Source organism: Rhodococcus sp. IEGM 1302 (assembly GCF_030056935.1).
GTDB classification, from domain to species: domain Bacteria; phylum Actinomycetota; class Actinomycetes; order Mycobacteriales; family Mycobacteriaceae; genus Rhodococcus_F; species Rhodococcus_F qingshengii.
Genome location: NZ_JASHKY010000001.1, coordinates 794,578 through 812,364 on the forward strand (window position 1 = coordinate 794,578; position 17,787 = coordinate 812,364).

A 17,787-nucleotide genomic window follows, 5' to 3' on the forward strand; every position below is an offset into this window, starting at 1 on the left:
ATGGCACCTCCACTGATCGAACTCTCGGGCATCACCAAGTCGTACGGACCGGTGAAGTCCCTTCAAGGAGTGGACCTTCGGCTGGCGAAGGGTGAAGTACTCGGAGTGGTCGGCGACAACGGCGCCGGTAAGTCCACTCTGATGAAGATTCTCGCCGGTGCGGTTCAGCACGACGGCGGCGAAATGCGCGTCAACGGTGAACCAGTGCGCTTTTCGACGCCTCTCGACGCCCAGCAGAAGAAGATCGGAATCGTCTACCAGGATCTGGCTCTGTGCGACACGCTGGATGTCGCCAGCAACCTGTTCCTCGGCAGAGAACCGCGAAAAGGCCCCTTCCTCGACCGGCATGCCATGCACGAGAAGGCGGCTCACATTCTCGCCGACCTGCATGTCAAGGTGAAGTCGACCTACCAGGAGATCGGGCAACTGTCCGGCGGACAGCGGCAAACCGTCGCGATCGCCCGCGCAGTCTCCTTCCGCCCAGACGTACTGATCCTCGACGAGCCCACCGCAGCGCTTGCCGTCGCCGAGGTCGAGTCGGTGCTCAAGCTGATCACGGACGTCGCAGCGGCCGGCGTGGGCGTCATTCTCGTGACACACCGCCTGCAGGACCTGTTCCGCGTGTGTGACCGAATCACGGTCATGTACGAGGGGCAGAGTGTCGACGACGTTCCGATCGGCGACCTCAACATCGAGTCCCTCGTCGGACTCATCACTCGAACTCCGGTGCCGCAACGGACATCGGCAGCAACACAGGGAGCCACGGCATGACCACTCTCGAGAAGACCCAGGCGCCGATCGAGCGCAAGCTCGCCGCGAAACCCTCCTTGTGGGACAGCGTCAACAAGCCCACCCTCGCGATGCTGGCGGTGACAGTTGCTGTCGCAGCCGTCTTCTCGGCGACCACGTCGTCGTTCCTGACATTTACGAACCTGTCGAACCTGGCAACCCAGATCGCTCCGGTTCTGATCATCGCGGTGGCGATGACTTTCGTGATCACGGCAGGTCAGATCGACCTGTCCGTCGGTGCGATCGTCGCGTTCGTCGCGGCGATGAGTGCCGAGCTTATCCAGGCCGGCGTCGATTCGTCCCTGGTCTTCGTCGCCGCCCCGGTGATGGGTGCGGCCTGGGGCCTGGTCAACGGATGGCTCGCTGCCTATCAGGGTATTCCGCCGTTCATCGTGACCCTGGCGACGATGTCCGTCATTCGCGGTATCGCGCTGTATCGGACCGAAGGATTCTCCGTTCCGGTTCCGGCCGACACCTACTTCGCGAAGCTCGGAACTTCGGAATTCCTCGGGTTCTCCGCCAGCGCCTGGATTGCTCTCGTCGTCGTGGTCATCGGAGCAATTGCGCTCAACCGCATGCGCTTCGGGCGCTATGTCACCGGTATCGGCTCCAACGTCGAATCCGTGCGACGGTCCGGCGTCAACACGCGTCGTGTGCTCATGATGACGCTCGTCTTCACCGGCTTGGCTGCCGGTATCGCGGGACTGCTGATCGCGGCTCGACTGGGCTCGGGTTCGGCCAACTCCGCAACGGGATTCGAGCTCACCGTGATCACCGCGGTGGTTCTCGGTGGCACCAATCTCTTCGGCGGTCGCGGCACCGTGATCGGTACCGTCATCGGCGCCGTCCTGACCGGAATCATCGCCAACGGATTGACCCTGCTCGGCGTGAGCCCGTTCCTGACGCCGATCATCACCGGTGTCGTTCTGCTACTGGCCATCTGGATCAACATGCGCGGACATACACTGAGCGCGCTGTGGCGACACCTGCAGTCCGCACCGTCGGGGCCTGCACGCTCATGAGCAAGGTTCGTACTGTCACGGGAACCGTGGACAGCTCGGAACTCGGACTGGTTCTCCCACACGAACATCTGCACAACGACGTCACCGGTGCGTACACCGAGGCCCCGGATCCGGTTGTGGCACAGCGGTTGGCCGGTCCGGTACGCGCCGAGGATGCCTGGCTTCTTCACGACAATCCGTATTACAGTCTCGACAATTGTCGAGTCGACGACGGATCGGCCGTGGTGGAAGACCTTGCGGACTTCGCCCGCCTCGGTGGTCGGACGATCGTCGATCTGACACCGCCGGGACTGGGCCGGGCACCGGAGAAGCTGGCGGAGTTCTCGCGAAAGTCAGACGTGCGAGTGATCATGGGTTCAGGGTGGTACCTCGAGACGACCCATCCGGTCGAGGTCCACGAACTCGGTGTCGACGATCTGGCAGGTTCGCTCGTCGAGGAGTTCGATCCGGCAAAGGAATTGGCTCCTGGCGTGATCGGGGAGATCGGAGTCTCCCCGCTCTTCACTCAGAACGAGGCGAAAGCGTTGCGGGCGGCATGCATCGCCCAGCGCGAGGTGGACGTGCCCCTGTTCGTCCACCTTCCGGGCTGGCAGCGCGTGGGACATCACGTCGTCGACATCGTGGTCGACGAGATGGGCGTCGATCCGCAAGCAGTGGTCCTGTGCCACATGGACCCGTCCGGACACGACGCCGACTACCAACGATCGCTCGCCGACCGCGGTGTCTTTCTCGAGTTCGACATGATCGGGATGCCTTTCGATTTCCCCGGCGAGGGTCTTTCTCCGCATCCGGCGGAAACAGCCACTGCGGTAGCCGGATTGGTCACCTCCGGTCACGCATCACAGCTCCTGCTCAGTCACGACCTCTTCCTCAAATCAATGCTCAGAAAGCACGGCGGAAACGGATTCTCCTACGTACCACTCGCCTTCGCCGCCCGATTGGTGCGCGCAGGCGTAGATCCCCAGCAAGTGTCCGCATTGATGCGAGACAACCCGAGGTCGCTCTTCGAGCAGGCCGCGAAAGGAAACAGAAGCAGTCATGGGTAAACGAGTACTGATCGCCGGCGAGAGCTGGATGACGACGTCGACGCACGTCAAGGGCGTCGACGAGTTCAGTGTCCATTCCTACGTCGAGGGAGTCGGCCCGCTTCGGGATGCGCTCACCTCACGTGGCCACGACGTGACACACATGCCCGCACACCTGGTGCCGACGCAGTTCCCCGGTACCGCAGAAGCACTGTCGCAGTTCGACGTCGTCGTTCTCTCCGACATCGGAGCGAACTCGCTGCAGCTGGCTCCCGGCGTGTTCGACCAGTTCCGCGCCGGCGAGGATCGCCTTGTCGCGCTTCGTGACTGGGTGAACGCCGGCGGCTCACTGATGATGATCGGTGGTTACCTCTCGTTCTCCGGGTTCCAGGCGCGAGCAGCTTTCCGCCAGACCGCGATCGCCGAGGTACTGCCCGTGACGATGCTGGCCGAAGACGATCGCGTCGAGACACCGGCTGGGATCGTTCCCACCGTCGTCGATGCTGCTCACCCGGCTCTCGGTGGTGCCGGCGATTCCTGGCCGGCGCTCCTGGGATACAACCGCGTCGTCGCGAAGGACGGTGCCGTGGTTCCCGCCACCATCAACGGCGATCCGCTTGTCGCTGCCGGTGAATACGGCGCCGGACGGTCGATCGTCTTCACCTCGGACTGCTCGCCGCACTGGGCTCCGCCGGAGTTCTGTGAGCAGTGGCCCGGATACACCGACCTGTTCGACGGCTTGATCAGTTGGGTCGCCGGCGAATGAGTCGCTCCTCAGACCTGCTCGCGCGGCAGCAGAGTAATCTCGCTGCCGCGCGGGCGGTTCCATTCATCGAGGACACCATCGGCGGGACGTTGAGTGATGAGGGATTCCGCCGGTACCTCGTGATCGAAGAGGCATTTGTACTGACGGCCGTCAAGGTGTTGGGGTTGGTGGTCGCGGAATCCCCGACGCTCGACGACGCGCTCGACCACGTGACGTCGATGTCGAACCTGGTGGGCGAGCAGCGCGAGTATTTCGCGCACTTGCGTTCCCGCTTCCCGTACGAGGGTGACGCAGCGGCGCTGGTCGAGGAGTCGGCCGTGCTGTCCACGCACGCCTTGGCCCTCGCTCGCGAAGAGGGCAGGGCGGCGGCGCTGGTGGGCATGTACGCCGCGGAAACCCTGTATCTGTCGTGGTGCCGGGAGGCGGCGGCAGTGAAGGTAGATCGCGAACCAGCGTTGCAGGACTGGGTGGACATGCATGTCGCTCCGCCGTTCGTGTCTCAGGTGGCGGTGCTGGCGTGCGAGGTGGACGCCATGCCCGAGTCCGTCACCGACGAGGACCTGGATCGGTGGTTCTCCGGCATGCTGGTCGCAGAGATCGATTTTCACAACGTGGTGGTGTGAACCACTGCTGTGCGCCTTTATTAACCCCCGGCGGTTAATAAAGGCGCACAGCAAAAGGCCCGTAGGTCGCTTTCGCAACCTACGGGCCTCTTCTTTGTAGCGGGGACAGGATTTGAACCTGCGACCTCTGGGTTATGAGCCCAGCGAGCTACCGAGCTGCTCCACCCCGCGTCGGTGTGAAACCAACAGTACACGACTTCTGGAGGCGCAATTACCACCCCCTGTCACCGGCTGGAGTGCGCGCTTTCCGAGTAGTAACCGCGGATGTGTCCGACTATGCGCTGACGTGCGAGTTCGCCGTCACCCGCGTTGACCGCATCCACCAATCCTCGGTGTTCGTCACGCAGTCGCATGCAGGTGCTCGGCCAGCTGTCGATCTGGACGCCCGCGAGAACGTAGGCCTCGATGGACTCGCGCAGGCCGGTCATCATGGCTGCGATCACCTGATTGCCCGCCGCGTCGGCGAGCGCCACGTGGAACTGTGCGTCGAGTAGCAAGAATTCCTCGGCCGAGAGAGCTGCGTCCTCCATCGAGTCGAGCAGTTCGACGGCCGCGCGGAGGTCGGGCGTCGGAGTCCGCGATGCCAGGGATTGCATCACCTCGGATTCGAGAACGAGTCGTGTCTTCACCACATCCGAGACCGGAAAGCCTTGTGCTGCAACCTGCATCCGCATCAGCATGGTCATACCGCCGGTCGGTTTGGCTACGATCATCGCGCCGGACGTCGGGCCGGAGCCAGTCTGCGCCTTGAGGAGGCCGAGTGCTTCCATGACCCGCAACGCTTCTCGGACCGATGACCGTCCGACGCCCAACTCTGCTGCCAGAATTCTCTCTCCCGGCAGGCGCTGGCCAGGAGACACCTCGCCTGAAACGAGCCGACGTTCGAGGTGGCTCAGTACTTGTTCCCACGCTCGCGGGCTCGGCTCGGTCGGCATGAGGCAAGAGCATAACCGGGTGGACGCCGTTTATGGGGTGGCCTGTACGGGGATGTATTACTGTGGTCAGACCACACCGACAGATTGCGGGGAACCACATGCGAGTAGCGCTGTTCGCCACCTGCATCGGGGACACGATGTTTCCCGACGCCGTCAAGGCCACCGCCCTCCTGCTCACCCGTCTCGGGCACGACGTCGTGTTTCCGTCCGGGCAGACCTGCTGCGGGCAGACGCACGTCAATACCGGCTATCAGCCGGGCGCACTACCGCTGGTCGCGAACTACGCCGACACCTTCGGTGATGCGTCGATCGACGCGGTTGTCGCACCATCGGGGTCGTGCGTCGGTTCGGTCCGTCATCAACACGAGATCGTCGCCGAGCGCTACGGCACCGCGTCGCTGTGTGGACAGGTGCAGACCGTGAAGGCAAAGACGTACGAGCTTTCCGAATTCCTCGTGGACGTTCTCGGGGTCACCGATGTGGGCGCGTACTTCCCGCACCGGGTCACCTATCACCCGACCTGTCACTCACTGCGCATGTTGAGGGTGGGGGACAAGCCACTTCAGTTGCTGCGCAACGTCCGCGACATCGATCTGGTCGAACTCCCCGAAGCAGATTCCTGCTGTGGATTCGGCGGCACCTTCGCCATCAAGAATGCGGAGACTTCGACGGCCATGCTGGCGGACAAGATTCGCCACGTTGCGGACACCGGCGCCGAATTCTGCAGCGCCGGAGACTCGTCCTGCCTCATGCACATCGGCGGCGGTATGTCACGACTGCAGATGGGCGCCAAGACCATTCACCTCGCGGAGATTCTGGCGTCGGTGGAAAGCCGGGTGCACGCATGAGCGCTGTGACGCTGGGTCTGCCCAGCTTCCCGCCGAGGTCGCCCGAGGGTGCAGGGTTCCTGCGAGGTACTGAGAAATTCCCCGTCGCAGCACATCACGAGCTGGCCAACGCGCAACTGCGACGCAATATCGGCAAGGCGACGCACACCATCCGTGCCAAGCGCATCAACGTGACTGGAGAGCTGCCCGATTGGGAAGAGCTGCGTGACGCGGGTTCGGCGATCAAGGCCGACGTCATGGCGCGGTTGCCGGAACTGCTCGAACAGTTCGAGGCTGCAGTCATCGCGCGCGGTGGGCATGTGCATTGGGCGGCGGATGCCAACGAGGCCAACGCCATTGTGACCGAACTTGTCAAAGCCACCGGCTCCGACGAGGTCATCAAGGTCAAGTCGATGGCCACGCAGGAGATCGGTCTCAACGAGCATCTCGAAGCCCACGGAATCACCGCCTACGAGACCGATCTCGCGGAATTGATCGTCCAACTCGGCCACGACAAACCGTCGCACATCCTGGTTCCCGCGATCCATCGCAACAGGTCCGAGATTCGGGAGATATTCCTTCGTGAGATGCCAGATGTCGATCCGAACCTCGGGGAGAACCCGGCCGAACTTGCCGCAGCTGCACGAAAGTTCTTACGCCACAAGTTCATGACGACGCCGGTCGCCGTCTCCGGCGCCAATTTCGGCATCGCGGACACGGGCACTCTGACCGTCGTGGAGTCGGAGGGCAACGGGCGAATGTGCCTGACGCTGCCGAAAACACTGATCACCGTGATGGGCATCGAGAAGATTCTGCCGACGTATCAGGATCTGGAGGTCTTCCTGCAACTGCTGCCGCGGTCCTCGACGGGGGAGCGGATGAACCCGTACACCTCCATGTGGACCGGCGTCACGCCCGACGACGGTCCACAGGAGTTCCACCTGGTCCTCCTCGACAACGGTCGGACTGCCGCGCTTGCCGACAAGATCGGGAGGGAAGCCCTGAGCTGCATACGGTGCTCGGCGTGTCTGAACGTGTGCCCGGTCTACGAGCGCACCGGCGGTCACGCCTACGGATCGACCTATCCGGGACCGATCGGCGCGGTGCTGACTCCGCAGCTCGCGGGCATGCATGGCAAAGACGATCCCAACTCGACGCTTCCCTTTGCCTCGAGTCTGTGCGGTGCGTGCTTCGACGCCTGCCCGGTCAAGATCGACATACCCTCGCTGCTCGTCGAATTGCGGCACCAGAAGGTCGAGCAATCCGGTGTCACGGCAGAGTCTTTGGCGATGAAAGCCGCCTCTCTGGCGATGTCGACCGAGGGCCGGTGGACGTTGGCTCAGAAAGCTGCCGGGCTCGGACGCGTCGTGGCCGGCAGGAAAGGGAAGATCTCTACGTTGCCACCTCCATTGAACGGTTGGACAGCTGCCAGAGACATTCCCGCACCGCCCAAGCAGACCTTCCGATCCTGGTGGGACTCCGACGAAGGCCGCGCGGCATTGGACGAGGCTCGTCGTGACGGGAAGGCGGACAGATGAATTCACGTGAAGTGGTGCTCGGACGCATTCGTGATGCCATCACCTTGGCGCCCGCCCGCGAAGGCGAGATACCGCGAAACTACCGGACTGGCAGAACCATGTCCGACGAGGAACTCATCGATTTGTTCGTCGACCGTCTGGTGGACTACAAGGCGCACGTTCACCATTGCGCTGCAACAGAAATCGCCGAGGCCGTCGCCGGAATACTGAAAGGGCGCGGACTACACACTCTGGGGATCCCCGCCGGCCTCGACCGATCATGGGTAGCCGGATTCGACGGAACGCTGGTGGTGGACAGCCCGGACGTACCGGCTCCTGAACTCGAGAACCTCGACGCCGTTGTCACCGGCTCGAAGGTATCGTGCGCCGAAACCGGCACCATCTTCCTCGACGCCGGTCCATCACAGGGACGCCGTGCGTTGACACTGGTACCGGACACACACATCTGCGTCGTGTATCGCAGCAGTGTGGAAGTGGGAGTGCCGGAGGCGATTGCGAAGCTGACACCGGAGCGCCCCACCACCATGATCAGCGGCCCGTCGGCGACCTCCGACATCGAACTCGAGCGCGTCGAAGGTGTCCATGGTCCGAGGAATCTTCACGTCGTCATCGTCGACGGTTGATTCCCGTCGAGCGGGAACTCGGAGGCAGCGGGCCACATCAGCGTCTAACGTCCCGGCCATGACACAACTGTTGGCAGGCAAGGTCGTTTTCATCACCGGTGCAGCGCGGGGTCAGGGACGCAATCACGCGATTCGACTCGCGCAGGAAGGTGCAGACGTCATCGCTGTCGACGTGTGCGCGTCGGTGTCCGAAGACGTGGGTTACGCGGCCGCGACTGAAGCCGACCTCGAAGAAACGGCTCGTCTCGTGCGAGCGGAGGGGCGCGAGATCGTCACCGCTGTAGCGGACGTCCGTGACCTCGAGGCACTGCGTGCGGCGGTGGCGTCGGGCGTCGACAAGTTCGGTCGCCTCGACGTCGTGATTGCCAATGCGGGCATCGCTACGTGGAATCGTTTCTGGGAGATGCCGGAAGAGCAGTGGTCGACGCTGGTGGACATCAATCTCAACGGTGTGTGGCGCACGATGGCGGCTGCGGTTCCCGCAATGATCGAGGCGGGCAACGGTGGCTCCATCGTGATTGTGAGTAGTGCTGCCGGCGTCGCCGAAGCGCCCGGTTGCGCGCACTACTCGGCGGCCAAGCACGGGCTCGTCGGTTTGGCACGCACTGCGGCAACGGAATTGGGCGGCTTCGACATTCGAGTCAACAGCATTCATCCGGGGGCCGTGGAGACCGAGATGGGCAATGACCCCAACGTCGGCAAGGTACTCACGGCGCACCCGGAGTACATGAATTCCTACAAGTGGCCGCTCACCTCGGTCCCGCGCACCACCGTCGAGGACATCTCCAACGCCGTCGTCTACCTCGCGACGGACCTCTCCCGCGCGGTCACCGGGACGAAGATCGTCATCGACATGGGTCAGACGATGGCGTAGTTGCGCTCAGAGGAGATTGAACTGCGCGACCTCGATGGTGTTCTCGACTGCCTCCGAGAGTGTCCGAATACGTTCGTCGGCGCCTGGCGCGGTCAAAATCGCCAGGCGATCGGCGTCACCCATCGGAATGCTCCTGGCGAGGGCATACAGCCGAGAACCCAGCGGATCCAAGGGATCCGGTGGGACGGGCATTCGCGGAGTCTGTTCGCCGGCCCGAAGTGCGAGCTTTCCCAACATTCCGTACATGAACTCGATGCGCTCGAGGAGCGAGTCGTATTCGTAAGCAGTGACTGGTGTTCCGTTGTTCTCGTCAGGCCACAATTCGACCTCGGCAAGTGGGTAGGGATCGTCCGGCAGCCATCGATTGACCCGGATGCGGTCTTCGGTCCGGCAATACAACTGATACCGCCCGGCACCCATGGCGACATGAGACTCGATCCGAGCCAGAGTGCCGACGTCGTGACGTGATTCGCCGCCACCGACCTCGTGGCCACGAGCGATGAGCACTACTCCGAACAGTGGGCCGTCGGCAGCTTCGAGAACGTTCTCGACCAGTGCGCGATACCGAGGTTCGAAGATGTTCAGGGGCAACACCTCACCCGGTAGCAAAGCGGAGCCGAGCGGAAACATGGGGAAGATGGGCATCAGGGGATTCTCAACCTCGGAATCGGAGGGGCGGGGAAATCGCCGGGGCGATCGATTTCGGCGAGCAGGTGCTCGGACCACGTCAGTAGACCGGGGATATCGAGGCCGTGCGGACTCTCGACCTCGTAGTGCCTGATGCGGTCGTGACCCTGGCCGAGGAGTGAGACGGCGCCGGTGTTGTTGCCCCGAAGCAGATGGGTGAGCCCGACGGCCAACTGAGCCAGTCCCTGCCACAGGTCACGTTCCTCGGGCGGCGCGCTTTTCCACGTTCCTTCGAGAATCTCGTGTGCGTGGAAAGGCATGCCGTGGTCGAGGAGGCGCTGCGCCTCGGTGATCGACTCGTCTGGTGGCAGGCGTACATCGTCCGGAATGCGCGGGACACCGCCCGCTGCGTCGCGTGGCAGTGGACGTCCGAGTCCGTCACGGGGCCGCGAATTGAGGGGTTTCCCAGCGGCGTCCCGGTCGCGTTCGGTCATACACTCAGCCTAACGGCAGCGCCTCGGCCGAACTCGCCAAAAGTTTTTTCGAGTCGCCTGTCGATTCCGGGGAGAACCGTTCGTCGTCATGTTGTAAGGCAGGAAAGCCGCAAGAAAAACAACAGACCAAGGAGTCAGTCATGAAGTACATGTTGCTCATCTACACCGCACCCGGCGGAGACACCGAACCCCAGTGCACGTTCGAGGACTGGCAGCAATACGACAAGGAAATGAAGGATGCCGGCATCTGGGTGTCCGGCGATGCCCTCGCCGATCTGACGACTACGACGACGGTTCGGGTCTCGCAGTCCGGAGAAAAGACCGTCACTGACGGACCCTTCGCTGAAACCCGTGAGATCCTCGGCGGCTACGACGTCATCGACGTCCCTGATCTGGATGCGGCGCTGGCCTGGGCCGCGCGGTGCCCCGGCGCGCGCGACGGCGGCAGCGTCGAGGTGCGTCCACTGGCCGGGTTCGGGGACTGATTCGCCGTGGACGAGCAGGCCGAGAACTCCATCGAGTCAGTGTTCCGGGAGGAACGCGGACGACTCTTGGCCTCGCTCGTCCGCCGCTTCGGTGATCTGGATCTGGCCGAGGAAGTCACCTCCGAAGCCGTCGAGGCCGCGTTGGTGCACTGGCCCGTGGACGGAGTGCCGGCTAAACCCGGCGCCTGGCTGCTGACCACGGCGCGTCGTAAAGCCGTCGACAGGCTTCGTCGTGATCAGGCCTATGCGGCGCGATTGGCGGTGATGCAGGTGGACGCCGATCGTGCCGACCCGGCGCCGCCCACGGTCGACGGAGAACTTCCCGACGAGCGGTTGCAGCTGTTCTTCACCTGCTCGCACCCAGCGCTGGCCGAGGACGACCGAATCGCACTCACCTTGCGTTGCCTCGGAGGGTTGACGACGCCCGAGGTTGCTCGGGCCTTCCTCGTTCCTTCGGCGACGATGGCGCAGCGGATCGTGCGCGCGAAGAAGAAAATCCGTCAGGCTCGGATTCCCTTCCGCACTCCCAGCGCCGAAGAACTCCCGGAACGTTTGCCCGGTGTTCTGCAGGTGATCTACTCGGTGTTCACCGAGGGGTACGCAGCGAGTTCGGGTCCGGATCTGCAACGCGTCGACCTGGCGGTGGAGGCGATCAGGCTGGCGAGGATCTTGCGCGCATTGCTTCCCGATGAGCGCGAGATCGCCGGGTTGCTTGCATTGATGCTTCTCGTCCACGCGCGTCGGGATGCCCGTACCGACGCCGCCGGCGGGATCGTCCTCCTCGAAGATCAGGATCGCGGGTGCTGGGACCAGCCGATGATCGAGGAAGGCAGCGACCTCGTCGTAGTCGCGTTGACCGGGGGAGCGCCGGGGCCGTACGGGGTGCAGGCCGCTATCGCCGCATTGCACCACGAGGCCGCCGATGTGGAGAGCACCGACTGGCCACAGATCTGCGCTCTCTACGGAGTGCTCCTCACGCTGACTCCGTCGCCGGTCGTGGCCGTCAATCGGGCAGTAGCGTTGGCGATGCGCGACGGCGAGGAAGTCGGGCTGACTGCGCTGGAGGAACTGGCAGCGGAGCCCAAACTTGCCGACTACCATCCGTATCACCTTGCACGAGCCGAACTACTTGCTCGGTTGGGGCGCACCGACGCAGCGGCATCCGCGTACCGACAAGCTCTGAAACTCGTTGGTACGGAACCGGAGCGGGCCTACCTGGAGCGTCGGTTGGGTGAGATCTCGGACTGATCGGCTCCTATCGAGGGACGTCGAGATCGAAGTACAGGGTCTCGGACCAGTAACCGAGGCCGAGCTCGCGTAGCGGTTCCTCGACGCTCTCCTGAGTCGGCGTGAACAGTCGCTCCCAGAAGCTTGGCTTGACGGGTGCGAGCGTGGCCAGCGCCGCTTCCATCTCGGCGTCGATGTCCGCCAGACCGGTCATCAGGGCCGTGCCCTGTTCGGCGAACGGTTCGTCGTCCATGTCGAAGATCTCGCCGCACTCGAGGACGAAGTAGTGGTCGGGTTCGGTGTGGCTGCGCAGGAAACGCAGCGCATCGCCGGCCATCGTGCCGAGTTCGGGGTGATCGATTCGGCCGAGGAAGTCTTCGAGCCGGGCGATACCAGGACCACAGGGCGCGGTGACCGCGATCAGGTCGGGGGTGTCGTCCCAGATGATCGACTGTTGGGCGACGGGATTCACGGACACAAGGATCCTCGGGACCAGCGGTATCGCGTACGACCACTCGGAGATACCGGTGAGACCTCGGGCGCGAGCGGCAGCCGGATTCTCATGCGGAGCAACAGGGGTCGAGTAGAGATAGGTGCGGTTGGCCACTGGCCGAGTCCTTTCTGCGGTCGGCGTCACCTGATTCGGGCGGCGCCCACCATCCTCAATGCCAGGTCTCCGTACAGTTTTCCGATGTCTTCCGGATTCGTGTAGTTGCCGGCCGGGAACCAGCGGCACACGTCGACGCACAGGGACATCAAGGCGAGGGTGACGCCTTCGGCATCGGGGATCGTGAAATCGCCCGACTGCACGCCGGCATCGACAACCTCCCGGACCACCCGCGTCGTGCTGCGGCGAAGCGCGACGACGGTTCGGTAGTGCTCTGGTGTGAGGGCAGTGAGTTCGTACTGGACAACGCGAGCGAGTGAATGGTGCCCGGCCTGCCAACTGGCGAAGGTGCTGATCAGTTCCTGCAAACGAACGGACGGTTCTTCACCCGGTCGGTCGGCGCCCTCGACCACCTTCAACGCTTCGGTGTGGCCTTCGTAGCTGATCGCGAAAAGCAGCTCTTCTTTCGAGCGGTAGTGCGGGTACATGGCGGCGGGACTCATGTCGAGTCGCGCGGCGATGTCACGGGTGGTGGTGCCGCCGTAGCCGGCAGAGGCAAAAGCGTCCACGGCTGCCGCGCGGATACGGGCCGCAGCTTTGGAGGGGCTGATCACCACGTCAGGTGAATCGCTCACGGTTTCCTCCAGGTGTGACGGATTTCGATGTTGACAATATCCCGCTCTCGATTCACTATAAGCAGGTGCTTAGATTCTAAGCGAATGCTTAGGAACATCGTTACGTGTGGCATTGCCACGCCGAAAGGAAGCAACTCGTCATGCGTCGCACTCTGTACGGACCCGATCACGAGGCATTTCGCGAATCTGCTCGCGAATTCGTCAACCGGAACATCCTTCCGGTCGCAGAGAAGCTGATCGACCAGCGCTTCATCGATCGTGAAATCTGGCTCGAAGCGGGACGCAACGGCTTCCTCGGACTCGAGGTTCCGGAGGCGTACGGCGGAAGCGAAGCCGGCGACTACCGCTTCAACGCGGTTCTGGCCGAAGAGCTCTCGCGCGCCAGTGCAGCTGTTGCCTCGAGCTTCGGCATTCACGCCGACGTCGTTGCTCCCTACCTCGTTCAGCTCACCACCGAAGAGCAGAAGCAGCGTTGGCTGCCCAAGTTCTGCACCGGTGAGATGCTGACGGCCATCGGCATGACCGAGCCTTCCGGTGGATCCGACCTCGCCTCGCTCAAGACCACTGCGGTCAAGGACGGCGACGACTGGATCATCAACGGCTCCAAGACCTTCATCACCAACGGCTACAACGCCGACCTCGTGATCGTGGCGGCTCGGACCAGTCCCGAGAAGAAGTCCAAGGGCATCACCCTCTTTGCCGTCGAGACCGGCATGGAAGGCTTCGAGCGCGGACGCAAGCTCGACAAGGTCGGCCAGCACGAGTCCGATACCGCCGAACTGTTCTTCGAGAACGTTCGCGTGCCGTCCACCAACATCATCGGTGAGATCGACCGCGGCTTCATCCACATGATGGAAATGCTGCCGCAGGAGCGCGTCGGCGCTGCGGTGTCCAACATCGCGCACGCCGCTCCGATCCTCGAAGAGACGCTGCAATATGCCAAGGACCGCAAGGCTTTCGGTCAGCCGATCGGCTCGCTGCAGTGGAACAAATTCCTTCTCGCGGATCTCGTCACCCGCATCGAGGTCACCCAGGCCTACGTCGACAACTGCGTCGCGGCACACGCTGCCGGCGAGCTGACCGCCATCGACGCCGCGAAGGCTAAGTGGTGGACCGCGCAGGTGCAGAACGAGGTCCTCGATCACTGCGTTCAGTTGCACGGTGGCTACGGCTTCATGACCGAGTACCGCGCCGCTCGCGCGTGGATGGACGCCCGCGTCACCAAGATCTGGGCCGGATCCAACGAGATCATGAAGGAACTCATCGGCCGCGATCTCGGCCTGTAATTTCGCAACTGCAGTCGATACGTCACTGCAACCGCCACTTCCCGAACCCGACGACACAGGAGCATCACCGCGCATGTCTGTTCTCGACAAGTTCTCTCTGACCGATCGAGTGGTCATCGTGACCGGTGCGTCGTCGGGCCTCGGGGTGGCGTTTGCGAAAGCCGCAGCAGAGGCCGGCGCGGACGTCGTCCTCGCTGCTCGCCGCGTCGACAAGCTCGAAGACACGGCCAAGCTCGTGCGTGACGCAGGCCGCGAAGCATTGTGCGTGGCCACCGACATCGTCGATCCGGCTCAGGCTCAGAACATGGTCGACGCCGCGATGGAGAAGTTCGGCCGCGTGGACGTGCTGGTCAACAATGCCGGCGTCGGAACTGCCGTTCCGGCGACCCGCGAGACCCCGGACCAGTTCCGCGCCGTCATCGACATCAACCTCAACGGGTCCTACTGGGCAGCGCAGGCCTGCGGCCGCGTCATGCTCCCGGGCAGCTCCATCGTCAACATCTCGAGCATTCTCGGATTGACGACCGCCGGACTCCCGCAGGCCGCCTATGCGGCGAGCAAGGCAGGCGTCGTCGGATTGACCCGCGACCTCGCACAGCAGTGGGGAACGCGCAAGGGCATTCGCGTCAACGCGATCGCGCCCGGCTTCTTCAAGTCGGAAATGACAGACCAATACAACGACGGTTACTTGGACGCGATGGCTCCGCGCCTGATCCTCGGCCGCATGGGCGATCCGGAAGAGCTCGCGGCCACCATGGTGTGGCTCGCGTCCGAGGCCGGCGGATACGTCACCGGTCAGACCATCGCCGTCGACGGAGGAATCACCATCACCTGACGCCGATGCCGAGATGTCGCCGGCTTTGCCGTATAAGTAGCTGGTGACCTCTCGCGCCGAACCTCAGGAGAACTGGGAAGACCGTCCGCCACCATCCATGGCTGCGACGGAGCTTCTGCGTGACCTGCCGGTGACTGCCCGCGGCGTCCGGACCAGGGCTTCTTTGGTCGCAGCGGCTCGAACGGTGTTCGAGCGCGCAGGGTATCTCGACGCCCGTCTCACGGACATCACCAAGGAAGCGAACTGCTCCACCGGCACGTTCTACACCTACTTCGACAACAAAGAGCAGATCTTCGCCGCAGTTCTCGACGTCGCGCAGGAAGACATGCTGCACCCCGGCATGGGACGGGTCCGCGACGTCGACAATCCGTATGCGGTCCTCGAATCGAGCAACCGTGCCTACCTGACGGCTTTTCGCCGCAACGCCAAACTCATGGGCCTACTCGAGCAGGTATCGCACATCGATCCGGCCTTCGCGAAACTGCGTCGGGACCGAGCCGAGACCTTCATTTCTCGTAATGCCCGAGCCATCGAACGCTTGCAAGCGGCTGGCAAGGCAGATGCCTCGTTGGACCCGCTGTTGGCTTCCCGAGCACTGTCGGCGATGGTGAGCCGTCTTGCCTACAGTTCATTCGTCTCCGAGGAACCTGGCGCCGACGGCAACCCCGTCCCGTTCGAGGACGTCGTCAAGACGGCTACTCAGGTGTGGGCCAACGCGCTGGGACTCGAAGGCGACCGCGGGTAGTTTCAGCCTTCGCCGCGGGCCGCGAACTGCTCCTCGAGGCTGTGGCGCAGTGTTTCCTCGCTGTTCTTGACAGCGTTTTCGACGAACGGCCCGATCAATCGGCCGAGTGCCTTGCCGGCAATGCCGCCGGGCAGTTTGTAGGCGAAGTCGACGGAAAGCTCGGTCTTGGAATCGTCGATCGCGGCGAACTCCCACGTGGACGAGTTGGATACACCGCCGAGCGAAGACAGCTTGATGATTCGATTCTTCTCCCACTCGGTGACCTCGAGTTTGGAGCGCAACGTGCTCGGCCCGATCTGCATGGCCGCGTCGAACGTGGCGCCGAGTCCCTGATCGAACTCTCCGAACGGGGTGAACTCGGAAACACCGAACATCCACGTCGGGACATTGCGGTAGTTGTCGATGTAGTCGAAGGCGACATCAACCGGCACGGCAGCAACCGCGGTGTGGCGAACATGGATCATGACTGGTCCCTGTCTTTCGGTGAACACCGACTCTAACCAATGGCTCCGACGTGTTCGGCGGCGGCGCAAGAGCGATCTACGGTATCGGTATGACGAACGAGCTTCCGGTACGCGGGTCCTGGCGCGATTACGAAGACCTGGGACTACCGAAACCGCTCGCTGCGGCGCTGGAGGCGTTCGTCGAGCAGGGCTATCACGGGACTTCGATCCGTGACGTCGCGTCGCGGTCCGGGCTGTCGGTGCCGGGGCTCTACCACCACTACCCGTCCAAGCAGGCTCTGCTGATCGGTCTGGCGACCGTGGTGATGACGGAGTTGTTGGAGCGAAGCCGCGCCGCCGAACTCGATGCCGGGGACGATCCCTCCGATCGCTTCGACGCGGTGATCGAATCTCTGTTGCGGTTCCACATGTTTCGACGCGAGCAGTCGTTCGTCGCCTCCTCCGAGATCCGCAGCATGGAGCCCGACAGCCGGGCTGGTTACATCGCCCAGCGCGACGAACAGCAGAAGCAGGTGGACCGGATCGTCCTCGACGGCGTCGCTTCGGGAGTGTTCGAGGCCGACCATCCCGAGGACGCCAGCCGAGCCGTGGTGACGATGTGCGTCGCCGTCGCGGTCTGGTACCGACCGGACGGTGAGTTGTCTCCGGACGAGTTGGTGGAGAGGTATTTGGAGATAGCGAGGCGCATGGTGGGGGCGAAGCGGGTGGGGGAGTGACTGTGGGGGCGAAGCGGGTGGGGGAGTGACTGTGGGGGCAACTGCGCGAATCAGTCTGAATTTTTGAGCAATTCGAGCGCCGCGTCCCGGCCGGCGCCGAAGGGGTCGGTGCCGATACCGATCCCGTCTGCGACGAGGGCACCTTCGTGAAGCAGCATGATTGCCTCGACGAGACGTTCGTCGGCTAGTCCGTCCGTCGCCAGAATGCGCCGGAAAAGGTCTGACATCTCCCGCTTTTGTTCGGCGATGACAGCGAACACCGGGTGTGACCGATCGCTGAACTCGGCGTGAGCGTTGACCATGCTGCAACCCTTGCCTCCGCTCGCCTTGGACCAGGAGGCGGAAGCGTCGAATGCCGCACTCAACTGCTCGGCGCGGCTGTGTCCGGCTGATGCGAGCTTCCCGTCGCGAAAGATTCGCCACCGCCGATCTCGATCCTTCAGATATTCCACGACCAGACCGTCTTTCGAGCCGAACCGTTCGTACAAAGTCTTCTTCGTGACCCCGGCGTCCAGTGCGACGGTATCCACGCCTACGGCATGAATCCCCTTTTCGTAGAACAGCTTCGACGCAGACTCCAGAATGCGACGCGCTTTTGGAGTCAATTCGGGTGTGAATTCCTCTGCCATGGACAAAAGTATACC

Annotated in this window: 22 protein-coding genes and 1 tRNA gene; 15 read left to right on the forward strand and 8 right to left on the reverse strand. The window is 63.2% G+C overall.

What is annotated here, in order from left to right; all coding sequences use genetic code 11:
• The 5 genes from QM609_RS03810 to QM609_RS03830 are packed head-to-tail and all read left to right on the forward strand — an operon-like array spanning position 1 to position 4,225.
• Positions 1 to 771 (forward strand): ATP-binding cassette domain-containing protein, encoded by a 771-nt coding sequence (locus QM609_RS03810; protein WP_003939830.1) that lies wholly within the window; start codon positions 1 to 3, stop codon positions 769 to 771.
• Complete coding sequence (locus QM609_RS03815) at positions 768 to 1,811, forward strand: ABC transporter permease (RefSeq protein ID WP_007730024.1); 1,044 nt, start codon at positions 768 to 770, stop codon at positions 1,809 to 1,811. Before QM609_RS03810 ends, QM609_RS03815 begins: the two co-directional genes overlap by 4 nt.
• Positions 1,766 to 2,857 carry a phosphotriesterase family protein gene (locus tag QM609_RS03820; RefSeq protein WP_228232250.1) on the forward strand — a complete coding sequence of 364 codons (1,092 nt, stop codon included), beginning with the start codon at positions 1,766 to 1,768 and terminating at the stop codon, positions 2,855 to 2,857. The genes QM609_RS03815 and QM609_RS03820 overlap by 46 nt, the downstream gene beginning before the upstream one ends.
• Positions 2,850 to 3,602 (forward strand): glutamine amidotransferase, encoded by a 753-nt coding sequence (locus QM609_RS03825; RefSeq protein WP_003939869.1) that lies wholly within the window; start codon positions 2,850 to 2,852, stop codon positions 3,600 to 3,602. Before QM609_RS03820 ends, QM609_RS03825 begins: the two co-directional genes overlap by 8 nt.
• Positions 3,599 to 4,225 carry a TenA family protein gene (locus QM609_RS03830; protein WP_050654581.1) on the forward strand — a complete coding sequence of 209 codons (627 nt, stop codon included), beginning with the start codon at positions 3,599 to 3,601 and terminating at the stop codon, positions 4,223 to 4,225. The genes QM609_RS03825 and QM609_RS03830 overlap by 4 nt, the downstream gene beginning before the upstream one ends.
• Positions 4,226 to 4,322: 97 nt before the next feature.
• Here QM609_RS03830 and QM609_RS03835 read toward each other — a convergent pair.
• Positions 4,323 to 4,396, reverse strand: a tRNA-Met gene (locus QM609_RS03835).
• 53 nt (positions 4,397 to 4,449) lie between these two features.
• On the reverse strand, positions 4,450 to 5,160 hold the full coding sequence (locus tag QM609_RS03840) for a FadR/GntR family transcriptional regulator (RefSeq protein WP_030536564.1): 711 nt from the start codon (positions 5,158 to 5,160) through the stop codon (positions 4,450 to 4,452).
• A gap of 98 nt (positions 5,161 to 5,258) precedes the next feature.
• On the opposite strand from QM609_RS03840, the gene QM609_RS03845 reads away from it, so the two are divergent.
• From QM609_RS03845 to QM609_RS03860, 4 genes are read left to right on the forward strand one after another with little or no spacing between them, the layout of a single operon-like run.
• Positions 5,259 to 6,008, forward strand: a complete 750-nt coding sequence (locus QM609_RS03845) for a (Fe-S)-binding protein (protein WP_050654582.1) — start codon at positions 5,259 to 5,261, stop codon at positions 6,006 to 6,008.
• Positions 6,005 to 7,525 carry a LutB/LldF family L-lactate oxidation iron-sulfur protein gene (locus QM609_RS03850; RefSeq protein WP_047272064.1) on the forward strand — a complete coding sequence of 507 codons (1,521 nt, stop codon included), beginning with the start codon at positions 6,005 to 6,007 and terminating at the stop codon, positions 7,523 to 7,525. The genes QM609_RS03845 and QM609_RS03850 overlap by 4 nt, the downstream gene beginning before the upstream one ends.
• Positions 7,522 to 8,148, forward strand: coding sequence for a LutC/YkgG family protein (locus tag QM609_RS03855; protein ID WP_050654583.1), 627 nt, complete (start codon positions 7,522 to 7,524; stop codon positions 8,146 to 8,148). Before QM609_RS03850 ends, QM609_RS03855 begins: the two co-directional genes overlap by 4 nt.
• A 58-nt stretch (positions 8,149 to 8,206) precedes the next feature.
• Complete coding sequence (locus QM609_RS03860) at positions 8,207 to 9,022, forward strand: mycofactocin-coupled SDR family oxidoreductase (protein ID WP_042926525.1); 816 nt, start codon at positions 8,207 to 8,209, stop codon at positions 9,020 to 9,022.
• 6 nt (positions 9,023 to 9,028) lie between these two features.
• Here the strand turns inward: QM609_RS03860 and QM609_RS03865 are convergent, their stop codons facing one another.
• Positions 9,029 to 9,667 (reverse strand): LON peptidase substrate-binding domain-containing protein, encoded by a 639-nt coding sequence (locus QM609_RS03865; protein ID WP_003940076.1) that lies wholly within the window; start codon positions 9,665 to 9,667, stop codon positions 9,029 to 9,031.
• A complete protein-coding gene (locus QM609_RS03870) occupies positions 9,667 to 10,143 on the reverse strand; it encodes a DUF309 domain-containing protein (RefSeq protein ID WP_003940372.1) in 477 nt (158 codons plus the stop codon). The genes QM609_RS03865 and QM609_RS03870 overlap by 1 nt, the downstream gene beginning before the upstream one ends.
• 140 nt (positions 10,144 to 10,283) lie before the next feature.
• On the opposite strand from QM609_RS03870, the gene QM609_RS03875 reads away from it, so the two are divergent.
• Positions 10,284 to 10,628 (forward strand): YciI family protein, encoded by a 345-nt coding sequence (locus QM609_RS03875; protein ID WP_007730031.1) that lies wholly within the window; start codon positions 10,284 to 10,286, stop codon positions 10,626 to 10,628.
• A gap of 6 nt (positions 10,629 to 10,634) precedes the next feature.
• Positions 10,635 to 11,876 carry an RNA polymerase sigma factor gene (locus QM609_RS03880; RefSeq protein WP_050654584.1) on the forward strand — a complete coding sequence of 414 codons (1,242 nt, stop codon included), beginning with the start codon at positions 10,635 to 10,637 and terminating at the stop codon, positions 11,874 to 11,876.
• A gap of 7 nt (positions 11,877 to 11,883) precedes the next feature.
• Here QM609_RS03880 and QM609_RS03885 read toward each other — a convergent pair whose 3' ends face one another.
• On the reverse strand, positions 11,884 to 12,462 hold the full coding sequence (locus QM609_RS03885; RefSeq protein ID WP_050654585.1) for a DUF7822 domain-containing protein: 579 nt from the start codon (positions 12,460 to 12,462) through the stop codon (positions 11,884 to 11,886).
• 26 nt (positions 12,463 to 12,488) lie between these two features.
• The gene (locus QM609_RS03890; protein ID WP_050654586.1) at positions 12,489 to 13,097 is read right to left on the reverse strand and encodes a TetR/AcrR family transcriptional regulator; all 609 of its coding nucleotides are present in this window, start codon (positions 13,095 to 13,097) and stop codon (positions 12,489 to 12,491) included.
• 140 nt (positions 13,098 to 13,237) lie between these two features.
• Here QM609_RS03890 and QM609_RS03895 point away from each other — a divergent pair, with 140 nt between their 5' ends.
• The 3 genes from QM609_RS03895 (at position 13,238) to QM609_RS03905 (ending at position 15,963) form a co-directional block, all read left to right on the forward strand.
• Complete coding sequence (locus tag QM609_RS03895; protein WP_007730036.1) at positions 13,238 to 14,383, forward strand: acyl-CoA dehydrogenase family protein; 1,146 nt, start codon at positions 13,238 to 13,240, stop codon at positions 14,381 to 14,383.
• 73 nt (positions 14,384 to 14,456) lie between these two features.
• On the forward strand, positions 14,457 to 15,218 hold the full coding sequence (locus QM609_RS03900; protein ID WP_003939707.1) for an SDR family NAD(P)-dependent oxidoreductase: 762 nt from the start codon (positions 14,457 to 14,459) through the stop codon (positions 15,216 to 15,218).
• 97 nt (positions 15,219 to 15,315) lie between these two features.
• Complete coding sequence (locus QM609_RS03905; protein ID WP_007730038.1) at positions 15,316 to 15,963, forward strand: TetR/AcrR family transcriptional regulator; 648 nt, start codon at positions 15,316 to 15,318, stop codon at positions 15,961 to 15,963.
• A gap of 2 nt (positions 15,964 to 15,965) precedes the next feature.
• Here QM609_RS03905 and QM609_RS03910 read toward each other — a convergent pair whose 3' ends face one another.
• Positions 15,966 to 16,427, reverse strand: a complete 462-nt coding sequence (locus QM609_RS03910; protein ID WP_003940411.1) for an SRPBCC family protein — start codon at positions 16,425 to 16,427, stop codon at positions 15,966 to 15,968.
• Positions 16,428 to 16,516: 89 nt separating this feature from the next.
• Between QM609_RS03910 and QM609_RS03915 the strand changes: the two genes are divergently transcribed.
• Positions 16,517 to 17,143: a TetR/AcrR family transcriptional regulator gene (locus tag QM609_RS03915; RefSeq protein WP_030536574.1), complete on the forward strand. Its 627-nt coding sequence runs from the start codon at positions 16,517 to 16,519 to the stop codon at positions 17,141 to 17,143.
• A 50-nt stretch (positions 17,144 to 17,193) separates the two neighbouring features.
• Here the strand turns inward: QM609_RS03915 and QM609_RS03920 are convergent, their stop codons facing one another.
• Positions 17,194 to 17,772, reverse strand: coding sequence for a TetR/AcrR family transcriptional regulator (locus QM609_RS03920; RefSeq protein WP_050654587.1), 579 nt, complete (start codon positions 17,770 to 17,772; stop codon positions 17,194 to 17,196).
• Positions 17,773 to 17,787: the final 15 nt, after the last annotated feature.

Bases quoted from the DNA above. Each gene is read 5' to 3' on its own strand.
- QM609_RS03850 (WP_047272064.1), top strand. From the start codon at position 6,005: ATGAGCGCTGTGACGCTGGGTCTGCCCAGCTTCCCGCCGAGGTCGCCC.
- QM609_RS03860 (WP_042926525.1), top strand. From the start codon at position 8,207: ATGACACAACTGTTGGCAGGCAAGGTCGTTTTCATCACCGGTGCAGCG.
- QM609_RS03840 (WP_030536564.1), bottom strand. From the start codon at position 5,160: ATGCCGACCGAGCCGAGCCCGCGAGCGTGGGAACAAGTACTGAGCCAC.
- QM609_RS03855 (WP_050654583.1), top strand. From the start codon at position 7,522: ATGAATTCACGTGAAGTGGTGCTCGGACGCATTCGTGATGCCATCACC.
- QM609_RS03810 (WP_003939830.1), top strand. From the start codon at position 1: ATGGCACCTCCACTGATCGAACTCTCGGGCATCACCAAGTCGTACGGA.
- QM609_RS03865 (WP_003940076.1), bottom strand. From the start codon at position 9,667: ATGCCCATCTTCCCCATGTTTCCGCTCGGCTCCGCTTTGCTACCGGGT.
- QM609_RS03910 (WP_003940411.1), bottom strand. From the start codon at position 16,427: ATGATCCATGTTCGCCACACCGCGGTTGCTGCCGTGCCGGTTGATGTC.
- QM609_RS03905 (WP_007730038.1), top strand. From the start codon at position 15,316: ATGGCTGCGACGGAGCTTCTGCGTGACCTGCCGGTGACTGCCCGCGGC.
- QM609_RS03875 (WP_007730031.1), top strand. From the start codon at position 10,284: ATGAAGTACATGTTGCTCATCTACACCGCACCCGGCGGAGACACCGAA.
- QM609_RS03895 (WP_007730036.1), top strand. From the start codon at position 13,238: ATGCGTCGCACTCTGTACGGACCCGATCACGAGGCATTTCGCGAATCT.
- QM609_RS03830 (WP_050654581.1), top strand. From the start codon at position 3,599: ATGAGTCGCTCCTCAGACCTGCTCGCGCGGCAGCAGAGTAATCTCGCT.
- QM609_RS03900 (WP_003939707.1), top strand. From the start codon at position 14,457: ATGTCTGTTCTCGACAAGTTCTCTCTGACCGATCGAGTGGTCATCGTG.
- QM609_RS03845 (WP_050654582.1), top strand. From the start codon at position 5,259: ATGCGAGTAGCGCTGTTCGCCACCTGCATCGGGGACACGATGTTTCCC.
- QM609_RS03825 (WP_003939869.1), top strand. From the start codon at position 2,850: ATGGGTAAACGAGTACTGATCGCCGGCGAGAGCTGGATGACGACGTCG.
- QM609_RS03915 (WP_030536574.1), top strand. From the start codon at position 16,517: ATGACGAACGAGCTTCCGGTACGCGGGTCCTGGCGCGATTACGAAGAC.
- QM609_RS03870 (WP_003940372.1), bottom strand. From the start codon at position 10,143: ATGACCGAACGCGACCGGGACGCCGCTGGGAAACCCCTCAATTCGCGG.
- QM609_RS03815 (WP_007730024.1), top strand. From the start codon at position 768: ATGACCACTCTCGAGAAGACCCAGGCGCCGATCGAGCGCAAGCTCGCC.
- QM609_RS03920 (WP_050654587.1), bottom strand. From the start codon at position 17,772: ATGGCAGAGGAATTCACACCCGAATTGACTCCAAAAGCGCGTCGCATT.